Annotated in this window: 25 protein-coding genes; 19 read left to right on the top strand and 6 right to left on the bottom strand. The window is 71.4% G+C overall.

The features are described 5' to 3' along the window. Positions 1-179 precede the first annotated feature (179 nt). From ACFWBF_RS29680 to ACFWBF_RS29715, 8 genes are all read left to right on the top strand, one after another. Positions 180-833: an HAD family hydrolase gene (locus ACFWBF_RS29680; RefSeq protein ID WP_385607305.1), complete on the top strand. Its 654-nt coding sequence runs from the start codon at positions 180-182 to the stop codon at positions 831-833. An 80-nt stretch (positions 834-913) separates the two neighbouring features. Continuing rightward, positions 914-2,131 (top strand): MFS transporter, encoded by a 1,218-nt coding sequence (locus tag ACFWBF_RS29685; RefSeq protein ID WP_385607307.1) that lies wholly within the window; start codon positions 914-916, stop codon positions 2,129-2,131. Further along, a complete protein-coding gene (locus tag ACFWBF_RS29690; RefSeq protein WP_385607309.1) occupies positions 2,082-3,251 on the top strand; it encodes an acetoin utilization protein AcuC in 1,170 nt (389 codons plus the stop codon). The genes ACFWBF_RS29685 and ACFWBF_RS29690 overlap by 50 nt, the downstream gene beginning before the upstream one ends. Before the next feature lie 78 nt (positions 3,252-3,329). Beyond that, positions 3,330-4,160, top strand: a complete 831-nt coding sequence (locus tag ACFWBF_RS29695) for a phosphatase (protein WP_385607311.1) — start codon at positions 3,330-3,332, stop codon at positions 4,158-4,160. Between the two features lie 115 nt (positions 4,161-4,275). Then, the gene (locus tag ACFWBF_RS29700; protein ID WP_162688852.1) at positions 4,276-4,485 is read left to right on the top strand and encodes a helix-turn-helix domain-containing protein; all 210 of its coding nucleotides are present in this window, start codon (positions 4,276-4,278) and stop codon (positions 4,483-4,485) included. 152 nt (positions 4,486-4,637) lie between these two features. After that, positions 4,638-4,736 (top strand): 30S ribosomal protein bS22, encoded by a 99-nt coding sequence (locus ACFWBF_RS29705; protein ID WP_003948845.1) that lies wholly within the window; start codon positions 4,638-4,640, stop codon positions 4,734-4,736. A 101-nt stretch (positions 4,737-4,837) separates the two neighbouring features. Then, positions 4,838-5,929 (top strand): NAD-dependent epimerase/dehydratase family protein, encoded by a 1,092-nt coding sequence (locus ACFWBF_RS29710; RefSeq protein WP_385607313.1) that lies wholly within the window; start codon positions 4,838-4,840, stop codon positions 5,927-5,929. Continuing rightward, the gene (locus tag ACFWBF_RS29715) at positions 5,929-6,924 is read left to right on the top strand and encodes a lysophospholipid acyltransferase family protein (RefSeq protein WP_385607315.1); all 996 of its coding nucleotides are present in this window, start codon (positions 5,929-5,931) and stop codon (positions 6,922-6,924) included. The genes ACFWBF_RS29710 and ACFWBF_RS29715 overlap by 1 nt, the downstream gene beginning before the upstream one ends. An 82-nt stretch (positions 6,925-7,006) precedes the next feature. Here ACFWBF_RS29715 and ACFWBF_RS29720 read toward each other — a convergent pair whose 3' ends face one another. The 3 genes from ACFWBF_RS29720 to ACFWBF_RS29730 all read right to left on the bottom strand — a co-directional run bounded on the left by ACFWBF_RS29720 (position 7,007) and on the right by ACFWBF_RS29730 (position 10,585). Then, the gene (locus tag ACFWBF_RS29720) at positions 7,007-8,206 is read right to left on the bottom strand and encodes a DUF5667 domain-containing protein (protein ID WP_385607316.1); all 1,200 of its coding nucleotides are present in this window, start codon (positions 8,204-8,206) and stop codon (positions 7,007-7,009) included. A gap of 239 nt (positions 8,207-8,445) precedes the next feature. After that, positions 8,446-9,255: an ECF subfamily RNA polymerase sigma factor, BldN family gene (locus ACFWBF_RS29725; RefSeq protein WP_385607318.1), complete on the bottom strand. Its 810-nt coding sequence runs from the start codon at positions 9,253-9,255 to the stop codon at positions 8,446-8,448. Between the two features lie 373 nt (positions 9,256-9,628). Further along, on the bottom strand, positions 9,629-10,585 hold the full coding sequence (locus ACFWBF_RS29730) for an HAD family hydrolase (RefSeq protein ID WP_385607320.1): 957 nt from the start codon (positions 10,583-10,585) through the stop codon (positions 9,629-9,631). A 107-nt stretch (positions 10,586-10,692) separates the two neighbouring features. Between ACFWBF_RS29730 and ACFWBF_RS29735 the strand changes: the two genes are divergently transcribed. The 8 genes from ACFWBF_RS29735 to ACFWBF_RS29770 all read left to right on the top strand — a co-directional run bounded on the left by ACFWBF_RS29735 (position 10,693) and on the right by ACFWBF_RS29770 (position 18,747). Then, the gene (locus ACFWBF_RS29735; protein WP_385607322.1) at positions 10,693-10,971 is read left to right on the top strand and encodes a glutaredoxin family protein; all 279 of its coding nucleotides are present in this window, start codon (positions 10,693-10,695) and stop codon (positions 10,969-10,971) included. Positions 10,972-11,243: 272 nt separating this feature from the next. Beyond that, the gene (locus ACFWBF_RS29740; RefSeq protein ID WP_385607324.1) at positions 11,244-12,071 is read left to right on the top strand and encodes a redox-sensing transcriptional repressor Rex; all 828 of its coding nucleotides are present in this window, start codon (positions 11,244-11,246) and stop codon (positions 12,069-12,071) included. Beyond that, positions 12,068-13,807 carry a glutamyl-tRNA reductase gene (locus ACFWBF_RS29745; RefSeq protein ID WP_385607326.1) on the top strand — a complete coding sequence of 580 codons (1,740 nt, stop codon included), beginning with the start codon at positions 12,068-12,070 and terminating at the stop codon, positions 13,805-13,807. Before ACFWBF_RS29740 ends, ACFWBF_RS29745 begins: the two co-directional genes overlap by 4 nt. Further along, a complete protein-coding gene (gene hemC, locus ACFWBF_RS29750; RefSeq protein WP_385607328.1) occupies positions 13,804-14,772 on the top strand; it encodes a hydroxymethylbilane synthase in 969 nt (322 codons plus the stop codon). The genes ACFWBF_RS29745 and hemC overlap by 4 nt, the downstream gene beginning before the upstream one ends. Then, positions 14,769-16,442, top strand: coding sequence for a uroporphyrinogen-III synthase (locus ACFWBF_RS29755; protein ID WP_385607330.1), 1,674 nt, complete (start codon positions 14,769-14,771; stop codon positions 16,440-16,442). The genes hemC and ACFWBF_RS29755 overlap by 4 nt, the downstream gene beginning before the upstream one ends. A 149-nt stretch (positions 16,443-16,591) precedes the next feature. Next, entirely contained in the window at positions 16,592-17,593 is a 1,002-nt protein-coding gene (hemB, locus tag ACFWBF_RS29760) for a porphobilinogen synthase (protein ID WP_385607332.1), read from the top strand. Between the two features lie 60 nt (positions 17,594-17,653). Then, positions 17,654-18,247, top strand: coding sequence for a TetR/AcrR family transcriptional regulator (locus ACFWBF_RS29765; protein ID WP_385607334.1), 594 nt, complete (start codon positions 17,654-17,656; stop codon positions 18,245-18,247). A gap of 227 nt (positions 18,248-18,474) precedes the next feature. Next, the gene (locus ACFWBF_RS29770; protein ID WP_385607336.1) at positions 18,475-18,747 is read left to right on the top strand and encodes a DUF1876 domain-containing protein; all 273 of its coding nucleotides are present in this window, start codon (positions 18,475-18,477) and stop codon (positions 18,745-18,747) included. Here ACFWBF_RS29770 and ACFWBF_RS29775 read toward each other — a convergent pair. After that, complete coding sequence (locus ACFWBF_RS29775) at positions 18,729-18,914, bottom strand: DUF397 domain-containing protein (protein WP_385607338.1); 186 nt, start codon at positions 18,912-18,914, stop codon at positions 18,729-18,731. The two genes, ACFWBF_RS29770 and ACFWBF_RS29775, sit on opposite strands and share 19 nt — an antisense overlap. Continuing rightward, a complete protein-coding gene (locus ACFWBF_RS29780) occupies positions 18,911-19,735 on the bottom strand; it encodes a Scr1 family TA system antitoxin-like transcriptional regulator (protein ID WP_385607340.1) in 825 nt (274 codons plus the stop codon). The genes ACFWBF_RS29775 and ACFWBF_RS29780 overlap by 4 nt, the downstream gene beginning before the upstream one ends. 176 nt (positions 19,736-19,911) lie before the next feature. On the opposite strand from ACFWBF_RS29780, the gene ACFWBF_RS29785 reads away from it, so the two are divergent. From ACFWBF_RS29785 to ACFWBF_RS29795, 3 genes are read left to right on the top strand one after another with little or no spacing between them, the layout of a single operon-like run. After that, positions 19,912-20,247, top strand: a complete 336-nt coding sequence (locus ACFWBF_RS29785; protein WP_385607341.1) for an ATP-binding protein — start codon at positions 19,912-19,914, stop codon at positions 20,245-20,247. A 58-nt stretch (positions 20,248-20,305) separates the two neighbouring features. Beyond that, on the top strand, positions 20,306-20,665 hold the full coding sequence (locus tag ACFWBF_RS29790) for a hypothetical protein (RefSeq protein ID WP_385607343.1): 360 nt from the start codon (positions 20,306-20,308) through the stop codon (positions 20,663-20,665). Next, positions 20,665-23,067 carry a tetratricopeptide repeat protein gene (locus tag ACFWBF_RS29795; RefSeq protein WP_385607345.1) on the top strand — a complete coding sequence of 801 codons (2,403 nt, stop codon included), beginning with the start codon at positions 20,665-20,667 and terminating at the stop codon, positions 23,065-23,067. Before ACFWBF_RS29790 ends, ACFWBF_RS29795 begins: the two co-directional genes overlap by 1 nt. Here the strand turns inward: ACFWBF_RS29795 and ACFWBF_RS29800 are convergent. Further along, the gene (locus tag ACFWBF_RS29800) at positions 23,036-23,833 is read right to left on the bottom strand and encodes a VOC family protein (protein ID WP_385607358.1); all 798 of its coding nucleotides are present in this window, start codon (positions 23,831-23,833) and stop codon (positions 23,036-23,038) included. The two genes, ACFWBF_RS29795 and ACFWBF_RS29800, sit on opposite strands and share 32 nt — an antisense overlap. Positions 23,834-23,858: the final 25 nt, after the last annotated feature.

The following is a 23,858-nucleotide window of genomic DNA, read 5'->3' on the forward strand; positions in this document are numbered from 1 at the left end:
ACAATCATTGTGGGAAAGCCCCGCACCTTTAATGGTGCGGGGCTTTTCTGCGTTCCGGGCCTGGTTCGATGGGCCAGGTTCGATGGGCCGGGTGGGGGAGGTGCGGCCCTTCAGGTGTCCTGCGGATGCCCGGCATGGGGTCCGGATGGATTCGTACTGACGACTCGTAGGGTTGGCGCATGGGCTATGACCTCGTCATCTTCGACAACGACGGCGTGCTGGTGGACAGCGAGCCGCTCGCCAACAGCATCCTCGCCGGGTACCTGACCGAGCTGGGGCATCCGACCTCGTACGAGGAGTCGCTGAGCGACTACATGGGAGCCGCCGTGCACCGGGTGCACGATCTCGTGCTGGAGCGGACCGGGCAGCCTCTGCCGGGTGACTTCGACGAGAACCTGTACGCGCGCACCTTCGCCGCGTTCGAGCGGGAACTGAAGCCCGTGCCGGGCGTCGAGGGGGTGCTGGGCGCGCTGATCGAGAGCGGGGTGTCGTACTGCCTCGCTTCCTCCGGGAGCCATGAGCGGATCCGGGTGGGCCATCGGGCGGCCGGGCTCGACGAGTGGTTCGAGGAGGAGTGGATCTTCAGCGCGGATGACGTCGGCAGGGGGAAGCCCGCCCCGGACCTGTTCCTGCACGCCGCGCGCTCCATGGACGTGGAGCCGGCCCGGTGCGTGGTCATCGAGGACAGCCCGCTCGGGGTGCAGGCCGCGGCCGCCGCGGGGATGGACGTGTACGCGTTCACCGGGATGCTGCCCGCCGACCGGCTGCCCGGGGCCACCGGGTACTTCGGCGACATGGGGCAGCTCCTCGGGCTGCTCGGAATCCAGGGCTGAGGCGGGGCCCGGGCGCGGCGGCCCAATTGATATGTGATCTCTCTACCCACCGGTAGCCACGGGGCCTACGCTGTGCCGCCATGACAGCAGACGTGCGGCTGCGCCGTGGGCGTGGGGCCTTGGGGTTCAGCTTCTTCGTGCAGGGCGTGACCTTCGCCCTCCTCGTGACGCGGATCCCCGCCATCCAGGACCGGTACGGGATATCCGACGGGTTGCTGCCCGCCTTCCTCGCCGCCGTGCCGGTACTCGCCGGGTTGTCGAGCGTCGCGACCGAGCACCTGGTGAAGCGGGTGCCGCCCAGTGTGGTGCTGCGGTGGGCGCAGCCCCTGGTGCTGCTCGCGCTGCTCGGCGCCGGCGCCGGGACGGACCTGTGGCACGTGGCCCTGGCGCTCGGCGCGTTCGGGTTGTCGGTGGGTGCGCTGGACGCCTCCATGAACATGCTCGGGGTGCGTCTGCAGGGGGCGTACGGGCGCAGCATCATGCTCGGGTTCCACGCCTCGTACAGCCTGGGCGGGATTCTGGGGGCCTCGGCCGCGTGGGCGGGGGCGCACTGGCATCTGGCGCTGTTCACGTCCTATCTGCCGGCGGTGCTCGTGCTGCTGCCGGCGTCGCTGTTCGCCAGTCGCTTCTACGTCGACCACGGCTCGGCGTCGCGGGAGAGCGAAGGGAAGGGGCTGGGCGTCGGCGGGTTCAAGCTGCTGCTGCCGCTGTGCCTGGTGATGGCTTGTGCGTACATCGGGGACTCGACGGTGGCGAACTGGAGTGCCAAGTACCTCCAGGACGTGCTGGGGAGCTCCGAGCAGCTCGCGACGGTCCCGTACAACGTGTACATGGTGACGACCCTCCTCGGGCGGGCCGTCGGCGACCTGGGGGTGCGGCGCTTCGGGGCCGCGGCCGTGGTGCGGATGGGCACGGTGGTGGCCGCCGGTGGGTTCGCGGTGGTGGCCGTCGCGTCGGGTCCGTGGGTGGGGATGATCGGGTTCACGATGCTGGGGATCGGGCTGTGCGTGATCGTGCCGCAGACCTTCGCGGCGGCCGGAAGGCTGTTCCCGGGGGCGTCCGACACCGCCGTGGCCCGGCTGAACATCTTCAACTACGTCGGTTTCCTGATCGGGTCCCCGCTCGTCGGGGGGATCGGGGACGCGTGGAGCTACCGGGGTGCGATGTTCGTGCCGATGGTCCTGGTGCTGGTGACGCTGTTCTACGCCCGCTCGTTCGCCGCGGACGGGGCCCGATACGGTGTCCGGCATGAGCGGCCGCGGGTTGTTGATGTGGGACGAGGCGGTAACGAAGTATGACTTCGGGCCCAGCCATCCGATGGATCCGGTGCGCCTGGCGCTGACCATGGGCCTGGTACGGGCCTTCGGGCTGGACCGGGCGCTGGAGGTACGGGCGGGCAAGCCGGCCGGGGACTCGACGCTGCGGCTGGTCCACCGGGCGGATTACGTCGCCGCCGTGCGCGAGGTGTCGGCCGACCCCGGGGTGGCCGACGGCTCGTACGGGCTGGGGACGATGGACGATCCGGCGTTCCACGGGATGCACGAGGCGTCCGCGCTGATCGCCGGGCAGTCGGTGGCCGGGGCCGAGGCCGTCTGGCGCGGGGAGGCCGGGCACGCGGTGAACTTCGCCGGCGGGCTGCACCACGCGATGCCGGGCGGGGCGGCCGGGTTCTGCGTGTACAACGACGCGGCGCTGGCGATCGCGCGGCTGCTGGAGCTCGGGGCCGAGCGGGTGGCGTACGTGGATGTGGACGTGCACCACGGGGACGGGGTCCAGGCGGCCTTCTGGGACGACCCGAGGGTGCTGACCGTGTCGGTCCACGAGCACCCGCGGACGCTGTTCCCGCAGACGGGCTGGCCCGAGGAGACGGGCGGGGCGGCCGCCGAGGGGTCCGCGGTGAACGTGGCGCTGCCCGCCGGGACCGGGGACGAGGGCTGGCTTCGGGCCTTCCAGGCGACCGTGCCCGAGCTGCTGGCGGACTTCCGGCCCCAGGTGCTGGTGACCCAGCACGGGGCCGATACGCATTTCGAGGACCCGCTCGCGCACCTGGCGGTGTCGCTGGACGCCCAGCGGGCGGTCCAGGAGGCCTGTCACGGCCTCGCGCACGCGTACGCGGACGGGCGGTGGCTCGCGCTGGGCGGCGGCGGGTACGCGGTCGTGGACGTCGTACCGCGGTCGTGGACGCATCTGGTGGCCATCGCCGGGCACGCGCCGATCGATCCGCAGACGGCGGTCCCGGTGTCGTGGCGGGACGAGGTGTACGCGCGGACCCGGGAGTCGGCGCCGCGGCGGATGACGGACGGGCGGGTGCCGGCCTGGCGGGACTGGGAGGCCGGTTACGATCCGGCGGACCGTATCGATCAGGCCGTTCTGGCCACCCGGCGGGCGGTGTTCCCGCTGCGCGGAATGCTCACATAGCCGCGTTCTGTTACGCCAACTGTGGGGCGGTTCCTCGTAATTGATGATCCGCCAGGTCGGGTGCGGCAGCATCGGAGGGTGTTGAGCACCGCCGCACTGCGTGCGCATCTGCTGGCCGCCCGGTTGGCCGGGCCCGTCGCGACCTCCCGGGAGGAGAGCCTGCGCAGTTACCGGCTGTTCGCGGCGCGCGATCCGCGGGTGCTGCTGGGGCTGGACCCGGAGTGGGCGTGGGGCGAGCGGGACCTGCTGCGGCTGATGGCGGACAAGTGCGGGGTCTCGGCCGACCCGGCGCACGTCAGCGGGCCGGACGTGATCGATCCGGAGCTGACGCTGGCGGGGCTGGAAGCGTTCGCGGGGCGGCTGCGCGCGGCGGCCCGGGCCCGGGCCCCGGTGCTGTTCGGAACCGGCCATCCGCATCGGCTCCTGGGGTTCTACGCCGGTTTGGCGCAGGCGCTGTCGGCGGCGGGATGTCTTGTTCTCACCCCGGCGCAGGGGGTTGCCGTGGACGTGCAGACCCGGTTCGGCGTACGCCCGTACCGCATCGATTACGTACGGGGAGTCGCACTGGTGCGGGAAGGCGGCGCGCGCCCGCCCGGGAGTGCGACCGGCGCGCACACCCATTCTCCGCTGCCGGTTCGGGTCGCCCTGGCGGCGCTCGCGGAGGCCGGCGGGCCGCTGCCGGAGCTGGTGGTGGGGGACCACGGGTGGGTCTGCGGTGCAGGTCAGCTCGGTGTGGAGGCGATCGGGCTGGCGGACACGGATGATCCGGCGCTGTTCGTCGGGGAGGCCGAGGGGCGGGTCTCGGTGGCGGTTCCGCTTGATGACGCGGTGCGCTCGGACTACTACAGACCGCTCACTCGCTATGTGCTCAATCGGGCCAGTCTGTCGGGTGGGCAGGAGTGGCCGTAGCTCCTCTTCCCCACTCGTATCACCCGCCCCTACTCTGGGGAGTGAGCGTGCGACGACGGGGCGTAACCGGAGGGGAAGCCGGTGCCCGTCATGCGCGGAAGGTCAAAGGTGTGTCATGGCTGCTGGCGAGAGGCCTCTCAGTGAGGTTCAGTTCCTGACCGTGGCGGAGGTCGCCTCGGTGATGCGAGTGTCGAAGATGACCGTGTACCGACTGGTGCACAACGGCCATCTGCCCGCAATCCGGGTGGGCCGGTCCTTCCGGGTCCCCGAAAATGCGGTCCACGAGTACCTGCGCGAGTCTTTTGTGGGGGTGGAGTCGGCCTGAGAGCGGGCCTTCGGGGCCCGTCGGGCCCCTGCGGTACCCCTCGTGTGCACTCGGATTACAAGCTCAGAGCTCGGGCGGGTAGGCTAGGCCGACGTAGGTCGTGTGGGCCCCGACGCCCCGCACCGAATGAAGAGAAGTGAGCGAGGGTAGTCGTGGGCTCTGTTATCAAGAAGCGGCGCAAGCGGATGGCTAAGAAGAAGCACCGCAAGCTGCTCAAGCGCACCCGCGTCCAGCGCCGTAACAAGAAGTAAACGGCAGCTGTACGTGTTCTCCGCAGCCCCTCCACCATCCTGGTGGAGGGGCTGCGGTGTAGCCGGGGACCGGTTGTTCCTAACAGGGAGGCGCTGAGCTCGTGGGGAAGGTCGTGCTCGTCACCGGGGCTGCCCGGCAGCTGGGAGGCCGGTTCGTGCGCCGGATCCAGCGTGACCCGGAAGTCGAGCGGGTGATCGCGGTGGACGCCGTGACACCGCCGCACCGGCTCGGATCGGCGGAATTCATCCGTACGGACATCAGGCAGTCGGCGATCGCCCGCGTGCTCGCGGAGCACGCCGTCGACACGGTGGTCCATCTGGCGGTCACCGGGGGCAGCTCGGTGGCGGGCGGAGGCTCGCACAGCACCGTCAAGGAAACCAACGTCATCGGGACGATGCAGCTCCTCGGGGCGTGCCAGAAGTCGCCGACGGTACGGCGGCTCGTGGTGAAGTCCAGTACGAGCGTGTACGGGGGCACCTCGCGGGACCCCGCCGTGTTCACCGAGACCACGCAGCCGAAGTCGCTGCCGCCGGCCGGGTTCGCGAAGGACGCCGTCGAGGTCGAGGGGTACGTGCGCGGCTTCGCGCGAAGACGGCCGGACGTGGCGGTGTGCGTCCTGCGGTTCGCGAACATCCTGGGGCCCTTCGCGGATTCGGCGCTCGCCGAGTACTTCTCGATGCCGGTGATGCCGACGGTGCTGGGTTACGACCCGCGGCTCCAGTTCGTCCACGAGGACGACGTACTGGACGTGCTGCGGCTGGCGGCGCAGGAACCCCGGAGCGGGACGCTGAACAGCGGGACCTTCAACATCGCCGGGGACGGGGTGCTGCTGCTGTCGCAGTGCTCGCGGCGGCTGGGGCGGCCGACGGTGCCGCTGCTGCTGCCGGCGGTGACGTGGGTGGGATCGGCGCTGCGGGCGGTCGGGGTCACGGACTTCTCGCCCGAGCAGATCAGACTCCTCACGCACGGGCGGGTCGTGGAGACCACGCAGATGCGGGAGGTGCTGGGCTTCGAGCCGATGTACACGACCACCGAGGCGTTCGCCGATTTCGCGCGGAGCCGGGGGACGGGGCTGCTGCCGCCGGAGCGTGCGGCGCGTGCGGTGGACCGGGTGGCGGGTTTGGTGAACGCTGACTTGTCGAACGCCGAGCTGTTGAACGTAGAGCCTGCGGTTGAGGGAGCGAAGCGATAGTGGCGGACGCCAAGGTCATTCCGTTCGACGAGGACCGGTCGCGGCGGCGACCCCGGCGGGTGCGGGTCGCTCCCGCGGTGGAGCCGGACCCGGTGCCGGCCGAGGCCGCGGTGGCCGCGGTGGCCGCGGTGGAGGCCGCGCCGGTGCCGGCCGAGGGCAGCTGGGACCGGCGGATCGCGGGCGGGCTGGCCTTCCTGCGGCGGCGGGTCACCGGGGAGTACGAGGTCGACGACTTCGGCTACGACAAGGAACTGACCGATCAGGTCCTGATGTCGATGATCCGGCCGCTGTACGACAAGTACTTCCGGGTCGAGGTCAAGGGCATCGAGAACATCCCGAAGGAGGGTGGGGCGCTGATCGTGGCGAACCACTCCGGGACGCTGCCGCTGGACGGCCTGATGCTGCAGGTCGCGGTGCACGACCACCACCCGGCGCAGCGGCACCTGCGGCTGCTGGCGGCGGACCTGGTCTTCATGCTGCCGGTGGTCAACGAGCTGGCGCGGAAGGCCGGGCACACGCTGGCGTGCGCGGAGGACGCGCAGCGGCTGCTGGAGGCCGGGGAGCTGGTCGGGGTGATGCCGGAGGGTTTCAAGGGGATAGGGAAGCCGTTCGGAGACCGGTACAAGCTGCAGCGGTTCGGCCGGGGCGGGTTCGTGTCGACGGCGCTGCGGGCGGGGACGCCGATCGTGCCGTGTTCGATCGTGGGGGCGGAGGAGATCTACCCGATGATCGGCAACGCGAAGACCCTCGCGCGGCTGTTGGGGATCCCGTACTTCCCGGTCACGCCGACGTTCCCGTGGTTGGGGCCGTTGGGGGCGGTGCCGTTGCCGACGAAGTGGACGATCCAGTTCGGCGAGCCGATCCCGACGGACGGGTATGCGGCGGAGGCCGCGGAGGATCCGATGCTGATGTTCAACCTGACGGATCAGGTGCGGGAGCAGATTCAGCACACGCTGTACAAGCTGCTGGTGCAGCGCAGGTCTGTCTTTTTCTGACCGTTGAGTGCCGGGGCTCTGCCCCGGACCCTGCGCCTCGAACGCCGGCGAGGCTGGATTGCCTCGCCGGCGTTCTGGCGTGCTACTCCATGTCCTCCGCCTTCAGCCCCAGGCCGGGAAGGAGGCCGGGGAGGAGGGGTGGGAGGGTGATCTCCGGCTTGGGGAGCTCCGGGGCGGTCGGGGTGGCGGTGGTGGACTGGCCGCCCGCGGGCGGGTTCAGGAGGTTGCCCGTACCGCCCAGGAGACCGCCGCCGGGGGCCGGGGGCTTGCCGGATTCCGACGCGCTCGGGGTGGGTGCGGCGGACGGCGCGCCCGGGGCGGGGGCGGATTGCTGCTTGCCCGCCGGGGTGCTCGGCCTGGCCGGGGTGCCCGGGCCGCGGGTCTGCTCGGGTGGCTTGGGGAGCAGTCCCTGGAGCGGCGCCACGTCATCGTCTATGGCCTGGAAGACCGAGTCGACTTCGCCGCCCACGTCGGTGAGCTGTACGGGGAGCTTCTGCCGGAGCCTGCTCCACGCGTCGCCCTGGGACTGGGAGAACGACGACAGTGCCGCGATCGGGCCGATCGAGCCGTCCCGTTCGTACGCGGCCTGGAGGAGCCGGTGGCCCTCCGAGGCGTCGTGCTTCATGCCCGCCAGGGCGCGGCGGATCGCGCCCAGGGACTCGTGGTCCAGTACGCCCGTCCGGCCGCGCTCCATCAGCCTGCGGGCTTCCGACAGGCGGTTCGCGGCCTGGTCGAGGTAGAGCTCGCCCCGGTCCGAATCGTCGTCGGCCATCCCGAGCCTGATGTCCTCCATGCCCCGCTTCACGGGGTAGAGGTGGTCACCGGGCAGGGCGTCCGTGCTGGCAGCGGCCACTCCGCTGAATGCCCCTGCGGCCACACCCACGGTGAGGCCCCCCGCCGCGATGCCCTTGGACCAGCGGGAGCGGGGCCGCAATTTCCGGAGCGAGGTCGCCCGGTGGGCGCCGCGGCCGGTCCGCTGTTCGGGCACCTGAGGGTCGGCGGCGGCAACGCCTCCGGCTCTCTCCTGCATCACCTTGGCTTCCATGGCGGCAACGAGCTGGGCTCGCTGCACCACTTTGACCTCGGGGTCCAGCACCGGGCGCGGCATTCGTTCGCCGAGCACGCTCGCCAGGGCCAACAACCGGTCGTGGTCGGCAGGTTCGGCAGGTGCCTCGGACTGCTCGGCCGCCGGGTCCGGTTCCGAAAGATCGGACGGGGTCCGCTCCTCCAGGGCCTGGGCGAAGGCGTTCGCCCGCCGGTGCGGAGTCACGTTCGCGATCACTGGCGGCACCTCCTCTCGTCATGACGATCGACTCCCCAAGGTGTCCGGAAGGTTGCCTTCCTTGAGCACATCCACCCTTTCGAGTGAGCGGCTTCGGGCAGGGCGTGTCCACAGGGAGCCTGCATCCCGCACAACGAGCGGCGCGGCAGTTGGGTTACGGACGAAGGATGATCGGACCACAGCGTCATCGAGGGGTCACCGGTTGTGTGGATGGTGGAGGGCTTCAGCGGGCGGCGCCGTCAGCGGGCGTCGTCCGGGAGGAGGCGGGCCAGGGTGCGGACCGCCCGGTACTGGAGCGTCTTGATGGCGCCCTCGTTCTTCCCCATGACGCGCGCCGTCTCCGCGACCGAGAGGCCTTGGAGGAAGCGCAGGGTCACGCACTCCTGCTGCTGAGGGTTGAGTTTCCGTACGGCTTCCAGCAGGGCCGCGTTGGAAAGGGACTCCAGGACGGAGTCCTCGGGGGAGCGTTCCACCTCGTTCGCGTCGAGCATTTCGCCTGTGGTCACTTCCAGGCGGAACCGGCTGGACTTGAAGTGGTCGGCGACCAGGTTGCGGGCGATCGTCACGAGCCAGGCGCCGAAGTCGCGGCCCTGCCAGGTGAAGGTGGAGATGCGGCGCAGCGCGCGCAGGAAGGTCTCGCTGGTGAGATCCTCCGCGGTCGCCTTGCCGCCGACGCGGTAGTAGATGTAGCGGTAGACCGTGTCGCTGTACTGGTCGTACAGGCGGCCGAAGGCCTCGGCCTCGCCGGCCTGGGCGCGTTCGACCAGGTCCATCATGCGGGCCTGGTCGCTGTCCGCGGTGGGGCGGCGGGCGGCGGGCGCGGCGGTACCGGCGGTGCCGGTGCTCGAGCCCGAGCGACCGCGTCTGCCCACCGTTGCTCCGCCGTCGGTCAGGGCATAGCAAGGACCGGCCGGACCGTGGCCGGCAGGGACCGCGGTGGCGAATGCGGGGACGGCGTACGCGGTGGGGACGAAGCCACGCAGGTGGTCGAGGACCGTTGCGCGCAGCGTAGCCAGGCCCGAGGCGTCAACCCCGACAGGTGGGTACACGGGACTCCCAGAGGCAGAGCTTCCATCACGTGCAGTGCGGGACCGTTCACCCGTCGTGGCGACAGATGGCCGGTGGCATGCGTTTGAGGAGAATAACGCTTCGTACAGGCAGCGCTACACCCAGTTGCTCAAATCACCGGTTCCGACACTTCTGTTGCGTGTCGAGGGCATATTCAGTCGCAGTTGGTGATCGTTTCTTGATCGGTTAAATGCGCGGAATGGCGGCTTCCAGCGCCGCTCCCGACCGAGTCGGGCATGACTGAACGCCGCGCCGGGGGCGCGGGTAGGGGAGAGGGAATGCCGGTGCCCCCGGCTCGACGGGCGGGAGCCCGGGCCGGATCCGGTGCGGGGCCTGGCGCGGGGCCCGGCGTGGTTACTTGCGGCGGCGGTGCAGGGCGATGGCGGCGGCCGCGCCGCCCGCGATGGCCCCGACTCCGGCGGCGGCAGGGACGCCGACCTTCACGGCCTTGCGGCCGGTCCGATAGTCGCGCAGCCGCCAGTCGTGGGCGCGGGCGTGCTTGCGCAGTTTTGTGTCGGGATTGATCGCGTACGGATGTCCGACCAGCGACAGCATCGGGATGTCGTTGTGCGAATCGCTGTACGCGGCGCAGCGTTCGAGGTCGAAGCCCTCGGCCGCGGCCAGGGCGCGGACCGCCTCCGCCTTGGCGGGGCCGTGCAGCGGCTCGCCGACCAGGCGCCCGGTGTAGATGCCGTCCACGGACTCGGCGACGGTGCCCAGGGCGCCGGTCAGGCCGAGCCTGCGGGCGATGATCGTGGCCGTCTCGACGGGCGCCGCGGTGACCAGCCACACCTTCTGGCCGGCGTCGAGGTGGGCCTGGGCCAGGGCGCGGGTGCCCGGCCAGATCCGCTCGGCCATGTACTCGTCGTAGATCTCCTCGCCGATGGCCATGAGTTCGCAGACCTTGTGGCCCTTGACGATGGACAGCGCGCTGTCGCGGGCGTCCTGCATGTGGTCGGGGTCCTCGACGCCGGCGAGCCGGAACCACGCCTGCTGCCAGGCGAAGCGGGCGAGTTCGCGGCGGCGGAAGAACTCGCGCTTGTAGAGGCCGCGGCCGAAGTGGAAGATCGCGGCGCCCTGCATGACGGTGTTGTCGAGGTCGAAGAAGGCGGCGGCGAGGTCGTCGCCGGCCACGGGGAACTCGACTTCCTCCTCGGCCCGCGCCGCTTCGGGCGCGGCCGGCTCCTCGGTGAAAGGTGGGGCTTCGGCCTGCGCGGTCTTGCGGGCGGCCTCGGCCGAGGCCTCGCCTGCCAGCACGCTCCGCGCGGTGGCGGAGCGCCTACGGGGGGTGAGCCATCCCAGAGCGGCCATGACGCGAGCATAGCCATTGTGTTCGGGAGTTCCCGAACCGATGGGATGCGGAGGCGTGAACTCTTCGGGGCGGGGGTGTTAAGGACCCGGCGCGGGAGAATGGGGGCATGAGCCCTTTGCTGCGCCGTAAGGAAAAGAAGCGTCCCGACGAGCGGGTGGTCACGCTCATCGGGAAGCCGGGCTGCCATCTGTGCGACGACGCCCAGGAAGTGATCGAGAGGATCTGCGCCGAGACCGGTGCGCAATGGGAGAAGAAGGACATCTCGCAGGACGCCGAGCTCTACCGGCTCCACTGGGAGCAGATCCCCGTGGTGTTGGTGGACGGCGAACAGCACACCTTCTGGAGGGTGAACCCTGACCGGCTCAAGCGGGCCTTGGAAGCCTGACCCTTCCGCCGGTTGGCATCGTGGGCGATTTGTGGGGTTCGGGGGCGTATCGATGAGGAGTGTGTACGGTTTTGCCCCCTTCGGGATTTGAACGGGTTCGGCGTAGTTCCGGTTCCCGTGCCGGGCGGCCGGGCCGCGTGACCCCGGTCACTTTGCTCGGACAAACCGGACACAATCTTTGTGCACGCGTTCACAAAGACATAGCCTGCTTCCGACGGGGCGGTCTTGGGACAAGTGACCGCCTGCAGCCCCGCTCATCCCGCAGGAGCATCGTGGCAACTGGCCGAACTCACCGACCGGCGACCCGCAGCCGAGGTATTCCCGAGGCCACTGTCGCCCGGCTTCCGCTGTACCTGCGCGCTCTCACCGCGCTTTCCGAGCGATCGGTGCCCACGGTGTCCTCCGAGGAGCTCGCGGCCGCCGCCGGAGTCAACTCCGCGAAGCTGCGCAAGGACTTCTCGTACCTCGGCTCCTACGGGACGCGCGGCGTCGGCTACGACGTCGAGTACCTCGTCTACCAGATCTCCCGCGAGCTCGGGCTGACCCAGGACTGGCCCGTCGTCATCGTCGGCATCGGCAACCTCGGCGCCGCCCTGGCCAACTACGGCGGCTTCGCGTCCCGCGGCTTCCGGGTCGCGGCGCTCATCGACGCCGACCCGGCGATGGCCGGCAAGCCGGTCGCCGGCATGCCCGTGCGGCACACCGATGAGCTGGAGAAGATCATCGAGGAGAACGGCGTCTCGATCGGCGTCATCGCGACGCCGGCCGGGGCCGCCCAGCAGGTCAGCGAGCGGCTGATCGCCGCCGGTGTCACCTCCATCCTGAACTTCGCCCCGACCGTGCTGTCCGTGCCCGAGGGCGTGGACGTGCGCAAGGTCGACCTGTCGATCGAGCTCCAGATCCTCGCCTTCCACGAGCAGCGCAAGGCCGGTGAGGAAGCCGCCGCGGCCGCTACCGCCGGTGGCTTCGACGACGAGGGCTCCGACTCCGGCGCGGGTGCGGCTCCGGCCGCCGCCGTGGTGCCGCCCGCCGGGCGGGCCACCGCCGTCGCACGCAAGGGCAACCCCGAGGGTGACGTCCCGGCGGTGATGCCGGCATGAGTCTGCTCGTCGTAGGGCTGAGCCACCGCAGCGCGCCGGTGAGCGTGCTGGAGCGGGCCTCGCTGTCCGCCGACGCCAAGGCCAAGCTGCTGCACGACACGCTGGCCGCGGAGCCGGCGGCGGAGGCGGCGGTGCTCGCCACCTGCAACCGGATCGAGCTGTACGCCGACGTGGACAAGTTCCACGCCGGTGTCGCCGAGCTGTCGACGCTGCTCGCGCAGCACAGCGGTGTCGCGCTGGAGGAGCTCACCCCGTACCTGTACGTCCACTACGAGGACAGGGCGGTGCACCACCTCTTCTCGGTGGCGTGCGGGCTGGACTCGATGGTGGTCGGCGAGGGGCAGATCCTCGGGCAGATCAAGGACGCGCTGGCGCTGGGGCAGGAGCTCCACACGGCGGGCCGGCTGATCAACGACCTCTTCCAGCAGGCGCTGCGGGTCGGCAAGCGGGCGCACTCCGAGACCGGGATCGACCGGGCGGGGCAGTCGCTGGTGACGTTCGGGCTGGAGCAGCTGGCCGGGGCGGCCGTGCCGGTGGGGGAGTGGGCCGCGGGGAAGCGGGCGCTGGTGATCGGCGCCGGGTCGATGTCCTCGCTGGCCGCGGCGACGCTCGCGCGGGTGGGTGTGGCCGAGGTCGTGGTCGCGAACCGGACCGCCGAGCGGGCGGAGCGGTTGGCCGGGATTCTGGTTGCCTCAGGCACGGGTGTGCGGGCTTCTGCCGTGCCGATGGCTTCTGTCGCGGATGAGCTGACACGAGTCGACGTGGTCGTCTCGTGCACCGGGGCCACCGGGCTGGTGCTGACCACCGACGACGTGCGCGCCGCCGTGTCCCGGGGCTCCGCCGATGTGCTCGCGCACGCGGGGCTGAAGGATCGGGGCTCCGCCCCGGACCCCGCGCCTCAAACGCCGGCGGGGCTGGATTTGGCTCAGGCCGGACTGGATGTGCGGGCGGCCGGGCTGGATCTGGCGCAGGCCGGGCTGGATCCGGATGTTGTGGCGCGGCTGGCCGCTGCTGCTCGGGACGGAGGCCGGCTGGCCGATGCCGGGGCCGCTCGGACGCTTACCGCCGAGCCCGACGGGTGTCCCGTGGGGCCGGAGGGGCGGGTCGCGCTGACCGGGGTGGACGCCAACTCCCTTGAGCTGCACGGGACATGGGCCGACCAGGGCGAGGCCGCGGCGCAGCGGCAGCCTCGCAAGACGGTGCGGAGCCAGGACGGTTCGCCCGTACGGCTCGCGCTGCTGGACCTGGCCATGCCCCGGGACATCGACGCCGCCGTGCACCGGATCCCGGGCGTGCGGCTCGTCGACATCGAGTCGCTCGCCGAGGCGTCCGCGGACGCGCCGATGGCCGCCGACGTCGACGCCGTGCGCGGCATCGTCGCCGACGAGGTGGCCGCCTTCGGGGCCGCCCAGCGGGCCGCGCACATCACGCCCACCGTGGTCGCCCTGCGCGCCATGGCCGCCGAGGTCGTCGCCATGGAAGTGGCGCGGCTGGACGGACGGGTCCCCGACCTCGACGAGCGGCAGCGGTCCGAGGTCACTCAGACCGTGCGGCGCGTCGTCGACAAGCTCCTCCACGCGCCGACCGTGCGCGTCAAGCAGCTCGCGAGCGAGCCCGGCGGCGCCGGGTACGCGGAAGCGCTGCGCGAACTCTTCGATCTCGACCCGCAGACGGTGGCTTCCGTCAGCCGGGCCGACGAGGCTGACAAGAACCACGACTCAGGACGGGCATCATGAATCCACGTCTCGACCAGCCACTGCGGCTCGGCACGCGGCGCAGCAAGCTGGCCATGTCCCAGTCCGGGCATGTCGCCGAGGCGGTACGGGCGGTCACCGGCCGGCCCGTCGAGCTCGTGGAGATCACGACCTACGGTGACGTCTCCCGCGAGAACCTCGCGCAGATCGGCGGCACCGGGGTCTTCGTGACCGCGCTGCGCGACGCCTTGGTGCGCGGTGAGGTCGACTTCGCCGTGCACTCGCTGAAGGACCTGCCGACCACGCAGCCGGACGAGCTCGTGATCGCGGCCATGCCGCAGCGCGAGGACGCCCGGGACGCGCTCGTCGCGCGCGACGGCCTGACCTTCGAGCAGCTGCCCGACGGTGCCCGGATCGGTACCGGTTCGCCGCGCCGCATGGCCCAGCTGCACGCCTACGCCAAAACCCTCGGCAAGGTCATCGAGACCGTCGCCATCCGCGGCAACGTCGACACCCGGATCGGCTTCGTGCGGGCCGGCGAGCTCGACGCCGTCGTCCTGGCCGCCGCCGGTCTGAACCGGATCGGCCGCGCCGACGAAGCCACCGAACTGCTCTCCGTCGACAACGTGCTGCCCGCTCCGGGCCAGGGCGCCCTCGCCGTGGAGTGCCTCGCGTCCAACGCGGACCTGATCGCCGCGCTCGGTGAACTCGACGACCCGTACACCCGGGCCGCCGTGACCGCCGAGCGTGCCCTGCTCGCCGCCCTGGAGGCCGGCTGCAGCGCCCCCGTCGGGGCGCTCGCCGACCTGCTGGCCGATGGGCAGACTGTCAATGAAATGCGCCTGCGCGGCGTCGTCGGCACGCTCGACGGCTCGACGCTGGTGCAGCTGTCCACCACCGGTCCCGTACCCCAGTCGTACGACGAGGCCATGGCTCTCGGCCGTGAACTCGCCGACGAGATGCTGGCGAAGGGTGCGGCCGGTCTGATGGGGGAGCGGTCGCTTTGAACCCCAAAAGTCCCACCACTCCCGCTTTCGCGGCCTTCGCGGCGCACGGGCACGTCACCTTCCTCGGTGCCGGCCCCGGTGACCCGGGTCTGCTGACGCTGCGTGCCGTCGAGGCGCTCGCCGCGGCGGACGTGCTGATCGCCGAGCCCGAAGTGCTCGACGTCGTACGGGCCCATGCGCGCGCGGGCGTGGACACGCCACAGCTGACGATTGCTGACGAAGTGTCAGCAGCCGCCGGTGTTCCGGTGATCCGGGACGCCGCCAATCTTGTCATGGAAGCGGCACGTTCCGGCAGGCGGGTCGTGCGTGCCGTCACAGGCGACCCCGGGCTCGACGGGAGCGCGGCCGAGGAGATGCTCGTCTGCGCCGCCGAGGGCATCCCCTTCGAGGTGGTTCCGGGCATCCCGACCGCCGTCGGCGTGCCGGCGTACGCGGGTGTCCCGCTGCGCGGCAAGCGGGGCGACGACAACGGCGTGCGGTTCGTGGACGCCAAGAGCGCCTCCGCGCGCTGCTGGACCGAGGTCGGCGCCAGCGACGGCATCCTCGTCGTCTCCGCGACGCTGGAGACGGTCTCTGCGGCCGCCGCCGAGCTCGTGAGCGCCGGGCGAAAGCCCGACACCCCGCTGACCGTGACCGTGGCCGGCACCACGACCCGCCAGCGCACCTGGAGCGCGACCCTGGGCACCATCGCCCAGGTGTTCAAGCAGGGCAAGGTGCTCCCGTCGCCCGAGGGCGCCCGGCCGGTCATAGCCGTGGTCGGTGAGCACGGCGCCGCCGCGCGGCGCGAGGAGCTGGCCTGGTTCGAGTCGAAGCCGCTGTTCGGCTGGCGGGTCCTCGTACCGCGTACCAAGGAGCAGTCCGCCTCGCTCTCCGACCAGTTGCGTTCTTACGGCGCCGTGCCCCACGAGGTGCCGACCATCGCCGTGGAGCCGCCGCGCACCCCGCAGCAGATGGAGCGGGCCGTCAAGGGGCTCGTCACCGGGCGCTACGAGTGGATCGCCTTCACCTCGGTCAACGCCGTGAAGGCCGTCCGGGAGAAGTTCGAGGAGTACGGGCTCGACGCCCGCGCCTTCGCCGGGATCAAGGTCGCCGCCGTCGGCGAGCAGACCGCCGCGGCGCTGGTGGAGTTCGGCGTGAAGCCGGACCTGGTGCCCAGCGGCGAGCAGTCCGCGGCCGGGCTGCTGGAGGACTGGCCGCCGTACGACCCGGTCTTCGACCCGATCGACCGTGTCTTCCTGCCGCGCGCCGACATCGCGACCGAGACGCTGGTCGCGGGCCTGATCGAGCTCGGGTGGGAGGTCGACGACGTCACCGCCTACCGGACCGTGCGCGCGTCGCCGCCGCCGGCGGACACGCGCGAGGCGATCAAGGGCGGCGGTTTCGACGCCGTGCTCTTCACGTCCTCCTCGACCGTGCGCAACCTCGTCGGCATCGCCGGCAAGCCGCACAACGTCACCGTCATCGCGTGCATCGGGCCGGCGACGGCCAAGACCGCGGAGGAGCACGGGCTGCGCGTGGACGTGCTCTCGCCGGAGCCGTCGGTGTCGAAGCTGGCGGAGGCCCTGGCCGAGTACGGTGCCGCGCGCCGCGACGCGGCCAAGGAGGCCGGCGAGTCGGTGTTCCGCCCGAGCGAGCGGCGGCCGGGGGCACGCAGGCGCCGTACCACCTAGCGGTGGGCCGAGCGGGACGGGCCGGGCCGCTGCGGCGCTCCCCCCGGGCCCCGCTCTCGGACAGGAACGCCGGAGGGGCTGACTTTTCAGCCCCTCCGGCGTTCTAGGCTGGGTGCGACTGTTCTCGAGGCTCGAAGAGGCGACTGTAGATGAGCGCGTACGGATCCTTCCCCGGCTCGCGGCCCCGGCGGCTGCGCACCACCCCGGCGATGCGGCGGATGGTCGCGGAGTACCGGCTGCACCCCTCGGACCTGATCCTTCCGGCGTTCGTACGGGAGGGCATCAGCGAGCCGCTGGCGATCTCGGCCATGCCGGGCGTGGTCCAGCACACCCGTGACACGCTGCGCAAGGCCGCCGTGGAAGCGGTCGAGGCGGGCGTCTCCGGGATCATGCTGTTCGGTGTCCCGGCCGACGAGAACAAGGACGCGCTGGGCACGGCGGGCACCGAGCCGGACGGGATCCTCCAGCTGGCGATCCGCGACGTGAAGTCCGAGGTCGGCGACGACCTCGTGATCATGTCCGACCTGTGTCTGGACGAGTACACCGACCACGGCCACTGCGGGGTCCTGGACGAGCACGGGCGCGTCGACAACGACGCGACCCTGGAGCGGTACGCCGAGATGGCGCAGGTCCAGGCCGACGCGGGCGTCCACGTGGTCGGCCCCAGCGGGATGATGGACGGCCAGGTCGGCGTGGTCCGCGACGCGCTGGACGAGACCGGGCACGAGGACGTCTCGATCCTCGCCTACACCGCGAAGTACTCCTCCGCCTTCTACGGCCCCTTCCGCGAGGCCGTCGGCTCCTCGCTCCAGGGCGACCGCAAGACGTACCAGCAGGACCCGGCGAACGCCCGGGAGTCCCTGCGGGAGCTGGCCCTCGACCTGGAGGAGGGCGCCGACATGGTGATGGTCAAGCCGGCCGGCCCCTACCTCGACATCCTCCACCGGGTCGCGCAGGCCGTGGACGTGCCGGTGGCCGCGTACCAGATCAGCGGTGAGTACGCGATGATCGAGGCGGCCGCGGAGAAGGGCTGGATCGAGCGCGACCGGGCCATCCTGGAGACCCTGCTCGGCATCAAGCGGGCGGGCGCCGACACGATCCTCACGTACTGGGCGACCGAGGTCGCGGGCTGGCTGCGCACGCAGCGCTGACCGCCGCGGGGTACGGCAAACACGTACGGGGGAGTACGCCGGCTCGCTTACGCTGACGCCATGGTGAAGCAGCAGCGTGGCGAGGCCACCGTCGAGCAGCTCCTGACCGCCGCGCTGCGGGTGTACGCCGAGTCGGGCCAGCAGGGATTCACCGTCAACGCCGTCACGGCGGCCAGCGGGGTGAGCCTGGGCAGCCTGTACCACCACTTCGGGAGTTTCGACGGGCTCGCCGCCGCGCTCTACATCCGGTGCATGGGCCGGCTCTTCGACGGGATGATGGCCGCGCTGGAGCGCTCGCGGACGGCCCGGACCGGCGTACTGGCCCTGGTGCAGGCCTACTTGGACTTCACTCGGGAGAACCAGGACGCCGCGCTGTTCCTGCACGCCTCCGCGTACTCCGGCTACCTGGCCGTGCACGAGGCCGAGATCCGGGCGGTCAAGGAGGAGAAGCTCACGCCGATGGCGGTGTGGATGTGGACCCGGATGGAGAAGGGCGAGATCCGGCCGCTTCCGGGACCGGTGGTGGAGGTGCTGGTGATCGGGCCGCCGTGCGAGGCCGCGCGGCGGTGGCTGTCCAACACCTACGATCTCGACCTGGACGAGGTCGCGAAGGTCCTGCCGGACGCCGTCTGGAGATCCCTGAGACCGGAGTGATTTCCGGCCGAGACGGCCCTGTTCTAAAATTACATTCTAGAAAAGCCTCCCCATTCGAGTCCGCGCGAGCCACACTTGGCAGCGCTGAATGCGCCGTGCACGTCCACGGGGCCGCAGCCCTTCCGGGTCCCGCAGGGGAGGATCCGGGGAGGCTGCCGGTGGGGTTTGCGGGAGCGGGGGTACGGGCGCACCCTGGAGGCAGGGTGACCCCCTGGAGGTGATGCACCATGTCCACGCTCGTCGGGTGGCATGCGGAGATCGAATTCACCGAGGAAGGCCACCGCACCAGTGCGGCGGCCATGGTCAGACTCGGGGACGGCTCCGAGATCAGGGCGCACGGCTACGCCATGCGTCATCCGTCCGACCCGGAGCAGCTACGGGTCGGGGAAGAGATCGCCGGCGCGCGAGCGCTGATGGATCTCGCGTCCCAGATGTTGCAGAAGGCCCACACCGAGATCGACGCGGCAACGGGCCGCCACTCCTATCCGCTGACCCAGTGAGCGAGCCCCGCCCACGCGGCGGGGCTCAGGTCGAGCACCGGCCCGTGCGGGACCTTCGAGTCCCGCACGAGGACGCTGCCGCTGTGGGAGGACCGGGCTACCTCGAGACAGGCGTCGCCTTCATCGGTGCTGTAGCTGGACTTGAACCACTGCGGTGCGCTGCTCATAGGTCTCCTAGCACACGGCCCAAAAAGGCTGCGGTCTCTTCGGCGTTGAGTGCCTGAGTGCGCAGCATCGCATAGCGGAGTGTCAGGATGCTGATGTCGTCGGGGTTGGTGACGCGTTGGCTGCTGCGCTGGCATTCGACGTAGGCGCGGTGCTCGTGCTCCGGTGACTCCAGCATGACGAATGAACCGGAGAGGCCGGGGTGGGAGGTCTGCCCCAAGGGCAGTACCTGGAGTGTGACATGCGGCAACTCCATGCAACTCAGCAGATGGCGCACCTGCTCGGCGTAGACCGCGTTCCCGCCGATCCGGTCGCGGAGTGCCGCTTCCGAGACCACGAAGGAAAGGCTTGGCGGCCGCGTGCGGTGCAGAACCTCGACCCGAGCCAGTCGGCGGGACGTCAGGGTATCGATCTCCTCCTGGGTGAATGCTGGGACGCGACCGCGGAACAAGGCCCGCATGTAGTTCTCGGTCTGCAATAGCCCCGGCAGCACGACAACCTCGTACCAGGAGAACGCAACGGCGCATTTCTCCAGGTCCATGTACTCGTCGGACCACGTGGGAGTGGGATCCGTGTCGGGCATCCCGTGAGCGGCAACAGACAACAGGCCCGGCAGGCCGAGGTGGAGATCCATCAGCTCGGCTACGTTCGGCATCAAGGCGCGTCGGCCCTGTTCGATGGAGGCGATCGTCTCCTCGTCGAGGTTGACCAGCTCGCCGAGCTGCCTTTGGGTCAGGTTCTTGGCGATCCGGGCGGCGGCCACCTGGCGGCCCACCATTTTCATGGTGGTCGCGTTCGGCCTTGGTCGCTTCTTCGGTGGCATGACTGCGAACTCCCCACCCGTGCGCGTGAAATACCCCAGGCGGACCCGTACTCAGTGGTGAGTACGGGTCGGCGCTGAGGACCACGGTAGTCACTCCGCGCCACGATGGGCCGGTGAATCTCCATACTCAACCGGCACTTCTGCGGGATCAGTTCTACCTGCGGTCACGCCAAACCGTGAGCTCAGCGCGACAGTTCACACGTGACACCTTGCACGCGTGGGGGGTGGTGGCCCGGCGGGACGACATGTTGCTCTGCGTGAGCGAGCTGGCCACCAATGCCCTGTTGCACGGGGTCCCGCCGGGGCGGGGGTACCTGCTGCGGCTGCTGACCTTCGACGCCACCGTGCGGATCGAGGTCCACGACAGCGGCCCCGGCGCCCCGCGGGTCGGCGGCCGGCCGGGCGGTGAGTCCACCACCGGCCGGGGGCTCATGCTCGTGGCGGCCCTCGCCGACGAGTGGGGCGTGCTCGCACGCCACCCGGGCAAGGTCGTCTGGTGCGAGTTCCGCTAGGCGGGGGCCTCCCGATTTTGCTACTTTCGACCGTTCGGAAGTTCGGTCGGGGGGGCCAATGTCGCGTCCGTTGCGGTGGGTTGTGGTCATCGGGGGCACGGCCGTCGTGTTCCTGCTCTGTTTCAGGCTGGGCGTGTGGGACCCCTTCGGCTGGCTGCCGGAGAAGGACTCGGACAAGGTGGCCGCCGCCGCCGGGTTCGGTGGGGCCATGGCGGCCGCGTTCGGGCTGGCCGGTGCCTGGTGGGCCGGGTCGGCGCCCGTCGAGCCGCCGCCGCGGGGCACCGTACGGCAGTACGCCGAGGCGTCCGGCACCTCCGAGGTCACCCAGTCGGGCGGTGGCGCCGCCGACGTCGAGCAGCGGGCCCGCGCCGAGGACGCCGCCCGGGTGCGGCAGTCCGGCACCCCGGACACCCCGTAGTGGCGTTCCGCACGCCGAAGCCCGGGCCGGGCCAGTGGGCCCACGCCGAGCAGAACGGGCAGATCACCCAGGTCGCCGGGGACTACGTCCGGTACGAGCCCGGCGCCGGCCCGCTGCCCCCGGCGCCGCTCGGGCTGCCGGACGCGCCCGAGGTGCTGTTCGGGCGGGACGCGGCGGCCCGGGAACTGCTCGGGGCGCTCGACGACGGCTCCGGGAGCTCGGCCCCGGTGGTCGTCGTGGCGGGGCTCGCGGGCGTCGGCAAGACCGCGCTGGCGGCCACGATCGCCCACCGGGCCGTGGCGGCGGGCTGGTTCGGCGACCGGGTGTTCTCCCTCCCGCTGCGCGGCTACGCCTCCGACGGCGGCCTCACCGGCCCCGGGGCGGTGCAGGAGCTGCTGCGGCTGTTCGGCGTACGGGACGCAGACATGCCGCCGTCCCCGGAGGGCCGCCTCGCGCTGTACCGGGCGCGGCTGGCGGCGTACGCGCGGGCCGGGGAGCGGGTGCTGGTCGTCGCGGACGACGCCGGGTCGGTCGCGCAGGTACGGGACCTCGTGCCGGCCTGGGGCGGGCACCGGCTACTGGTGACCTCGCGGCACCGGCTCGTCGCCCCGGGCTTCCCGGCGCGGCTGGTCGGCCTCGACGAGCTGGCGGCCGGGCCCGCGGCGCGGCTCCTCGCGGGGGCGCTGCGCAGCACCTGGCCGGGCGATCCGCGCCCGGAGCGGGAGGCGGCCGCGCTGGCGGGCATCGCCGACCACTGCGGGCGGCTGCCGCTGGCCCTGACCGTGGCGGGCGCCCTGCTGGCGGGGGACCCGGGGCTGGCGGCCGCGGAACTGGCGGGGCAACTGGAGCAGGCCCGGACCCGGTTGGAGACGCTGACCTTCGACGACGGCGACGTACCGCTGGGAGTACGGGCCGCGTTCGACCTCTCGTACCGGCGGCTGCCCGAGGACCAGGCCCGCATCTTCCGGCTGCTGACGGTGAACCCCGGGCCGGACTGCCCCACGGTCTACGCGGCGCTGCTCACCGGCGAGGCCGAGGGCCTGCGGCGCAAGCTGGCGGCGCTCGTCCGGGCCAGCCTGCTGACCGAGCAGCCGCTCGGGTCGGGGCGCTGGCGGATGCACGACCTGGTGCGGCTGTACGCGGTGGAGCGGGGCGAGGAGTGCGTCCAGCGGGACGGGCGGGAGGCGGTGATCGACGCCTTCCTGGCGAGGTTGGTCTCCGATACCCGCAGGTCGCAACAGGCCCTCGGTGTGGACGGCCCGCAGGCGACGGGACCGGATCTTCCCTCCCTGGAAGAGGCACTGCACCTGCTCGACACGGAACGGGCCACGCTGATTGCCGCCGTCGGCTTCGCCGTCGAGCGCGGCCGGTCGGCCGCTGCCGTCGAGCTGGCCAAACTCCTGGCTCCGTACCTCCAGCTCTACTGGCACGCGCAGGACGGCATCGTTGTGGCGCGCCAGATGCTCGCCGTGGCCCGGCAGGGCGGGAGCCGGGAGCGCGTGGGTGCGGCGCTGTACAACCTCGGCCTCGTTCTCGTCGAGGCGTACCAGGTGGAGGAGGCGGCGGCGCGGTTGACCGAAGCCCTCGGCGTGTTCCGCGAGAACGCCCTTGGAATGGGTGCGGCCAAAGCGCTGAACCTGCTCGGCAGTGTGTACCGGATGGCGCACTCGTTCGAGGAGGCGAGAGGGGCATTCGAGGAAGCGCTGGAGCTCTTCCGTGAGCTGAGGATCCCCCACGGGGAAGCCACGGCACTGGTCGGTTTCGCGGACGTCCTGGAGCAGCTGGGGAGGACGGACGAGGCCATCGACGCGTACCGCAAGTCCGTCGCCCTCATGCAGGCGATCGGGGACGAGCACCGCGAGGCATCGGGCCTGGACCATCTGGGGTCTGCGCTCTGGCGTGCCGGACACCGCGAGGAGTCCGTGGCCGTATGGGAGCGGGCCCTGACCTCGCTCCGGAAAATGGGCAACCGGACCAGGGAGGCCTGGGTACTCAACGGGATCGCCGGCTCGCTGCTGGAGGACGGGCAGCCGGACGAGGCGCTGGTCCGGGTGGAGCGGGCCCACGCCCTGTTCACGCAGGCAGGTGACCGGCACGGGGAGGGGGCGGCTCTGGTCATCCTCGGCCGGCTCCGCCTGTCGGCGGGCCGCGCAACCGAGGCGCTGGAAGCGCACGAGCGGGCCTGCGGCCTCCTCGCGGGTACGGGGGACCGTGCCAACGAGGCGGTGGCGCTGCGGGCGCTGGCGCGCACGTTTGCCGCGCTGGACCGCCCGGCCGAAGCCGCGGAGGCTTTCGACCGGGCGGCAGAGCTCTTCGCCGCAGTGGGCGATTCGACCGCGGCCATGCGCGCACGGCAGAAGGCGGGTCGGATCAGGCGGGCTGCTCCGGGGCCGAGGCCTTGATGACGGAGAAGCCGGCGCCTTGGGTGTCGGCGAGGACGGCCATCCGGCCGGCCGCCATGTCGAAGGCGGGGGCGAGGACGCTGCCTCCGGCGCGGACGGCGGCGGCCTGGACGTCGTCGACGCTGTCGACGTGGAAGTACGGCATCCAGTGCGGGGGAACCCCGGGCGGCAGCTTGGAGAGGTCCATCATCCCGCCGACCGCGCGACCGGCGACCTTGAACTCGACGTACCCCCCGGCGTCGGGCATCTTCGACGCGGCCGTGGTGACCGGCAGCACGGAGGAGTAGAACGCCGCCGCGGCCGGGATGTCGCCCGTGGTCAGCTCGTTCCAGATGAGGGCGCCGTGCTCGTTGACGATGCCCGCGCCGTCGAAGGTGCCGGCCTGCCACAGGCCCACCGCGGCGCCGGTGGGGTCGGTGATCACGGCCATTCTGCCGAGGTCCATGACGTCCATCGCGGGCATCATGACCGCGCCCCCGGCGTCGGTGACCGCCTTGAGGGTGGAGTCGAGGGAGTCGGTGGCCAGGTACGTGGTCCACACGGTCGGGGGCATCGGGTCGGGGGTGGTGCCGTCCGGGTTCATCGCCTTCATGATCCCGGCGACCGGCTTGCCCTTGAGGGTGCAGACCGAGTACCCGCCCTGTTCGGCAGGGCCGATCTCGCCCTGCCAGCCGAACAGGTCACCGTAGAAGTCGAGGGCCGCCTGCTGGTCGGGGACCATCAGGTCGATCCAGCACGGAGTGCCGGGCTTGTAGGGGCCGTTCATGTCGGGCACGGGGCCTCCGATGGTG

The organism is Streptomyces sp. NPDC060028 (assembly GCF_042736725.1).
In the GTDB taxonomy this organism is placed as follows: Bacteria; Actinomycetota; Actinomycetes; order Streptomycetales; family Streptomycetaceae; genus Streptomyces.

What these genes read in the sequence shown, in the direction of transcription:
- ACFWBF_RS29680 (WP_385607305.1), top strand. Translation starts at nt 180, where the DNA reads ATGGGCTATGACCTCGTCATCTTCGACAACGACGGCGTGCTGGTGGAC.
- ACFWBF_RS29685 (WP_385607307.1), top strand. Translation starts at nt 914, where the DNA reads ATGACAGCAGACGTGCGGCTGCGCCGTGGGCGTGGGGCCTTGGGGTTC.
- ACFWBF_RS29690 (WP_385607309.1), top strand. Translation starts at nt 2,082, where the DNA reads ATGAGCGGCCGCGGGTTGTTGATGTGGGACGAGGCGGTAACGAAGTAT.
- ACFWBF_RS29700 (WP_162688852.1), top strand. Translation starts at nt 4,276, where the DNA reads ATGGCTGCTGGCGAGAGGCCTCTCAGTGAGGTTCAGTTCCTGACCGTG.
- ACFWBF_RS29730 (WP_385607320.1), bottom strand. Translation starts at nt 10,585, where the DNA reads ATGGCCGCTCTGGGATGGCTCACCCCCCGTAGGCGCTCCGCCACCGCG.
- ACFWBF_RS29735 (WP_385607322.1), top strand. Translation starts at nt 10,693, where the DNA reads ATGAGCCCTTTGCTGCGCCGTAAGGAAAAGAAGCGTCCCGACGAGCGG.
- ACFWBF_RS29745 (WP_385607326.1), top strand. Translation starts at nt 12,068, where the DNA reads ATGAGTCTGCTCGTCGTAGGGCTGAGCCACCGCAGCGCGCCGGTGAGC.
- hemC (WP_385607328.1), top strand. Translation starts at nt 13,804, where the DNA reads ATGAATCCACGTCTCGACCAGCCACTGCGGCTCGGCACGCGGCGCAGC.
- hemB (WP_385607332.1), top strand. Translation starts at nt 16,592, where the DNA reads ATGAGCGCGTACGGATCCTTCCCCGGCTCGCGGCCCCGGCGGCTGCGC.
- ACFWBF_RS29765 (WP_385607334.1), top strand. Translation starts at nt 17,654, where the DNA reads ATGGTGAAGCAGCAGCGTGGCGAGGCCACCGTCGAGCAGCTCCTGACC.
- ACFWBF_RS29770 (WP_385607336.1), top strand. Translation starts at nt 18,475, where the DNA reads ATGTCCACGCTCGTCGGGTGGCATGCGGAGATCGAATTCACCGAGGAA.
- ACFWBF_RS29775 (WP_385607338.1), bottom strand. Translation starts at nt 18,914, where the DNA reads ATGAGCAGCGCACCGCAGTGGTTCAAGTCCAGCTACAGCACCGATGAA.
- ACFWBF_RS29780 (WP_385607340.1), bottom strand. Translation starts at nt 19,735, where the DNA reads ATGCCACCGAAGAAGCGACCAAGGCCGAACGCGACCACCATGAAAATG.
- ACFWBF_RS29790 (WP_385607343.1), top strand. Translation starts at nt 20,306, where the DNA reads ATGTCGCGTCCGTTGCGGTGGGTTGTGGTCATCGGGGGCACGGCCGTC.
- ACFWBF_RS29800 (WP_385607358.1), bottom strand. Translation starts at nt 23,833, where the DNA reads ATGAACGGCCCCTACAAGCCCGGCACTCCGTGCTGGATCGACCTGATG.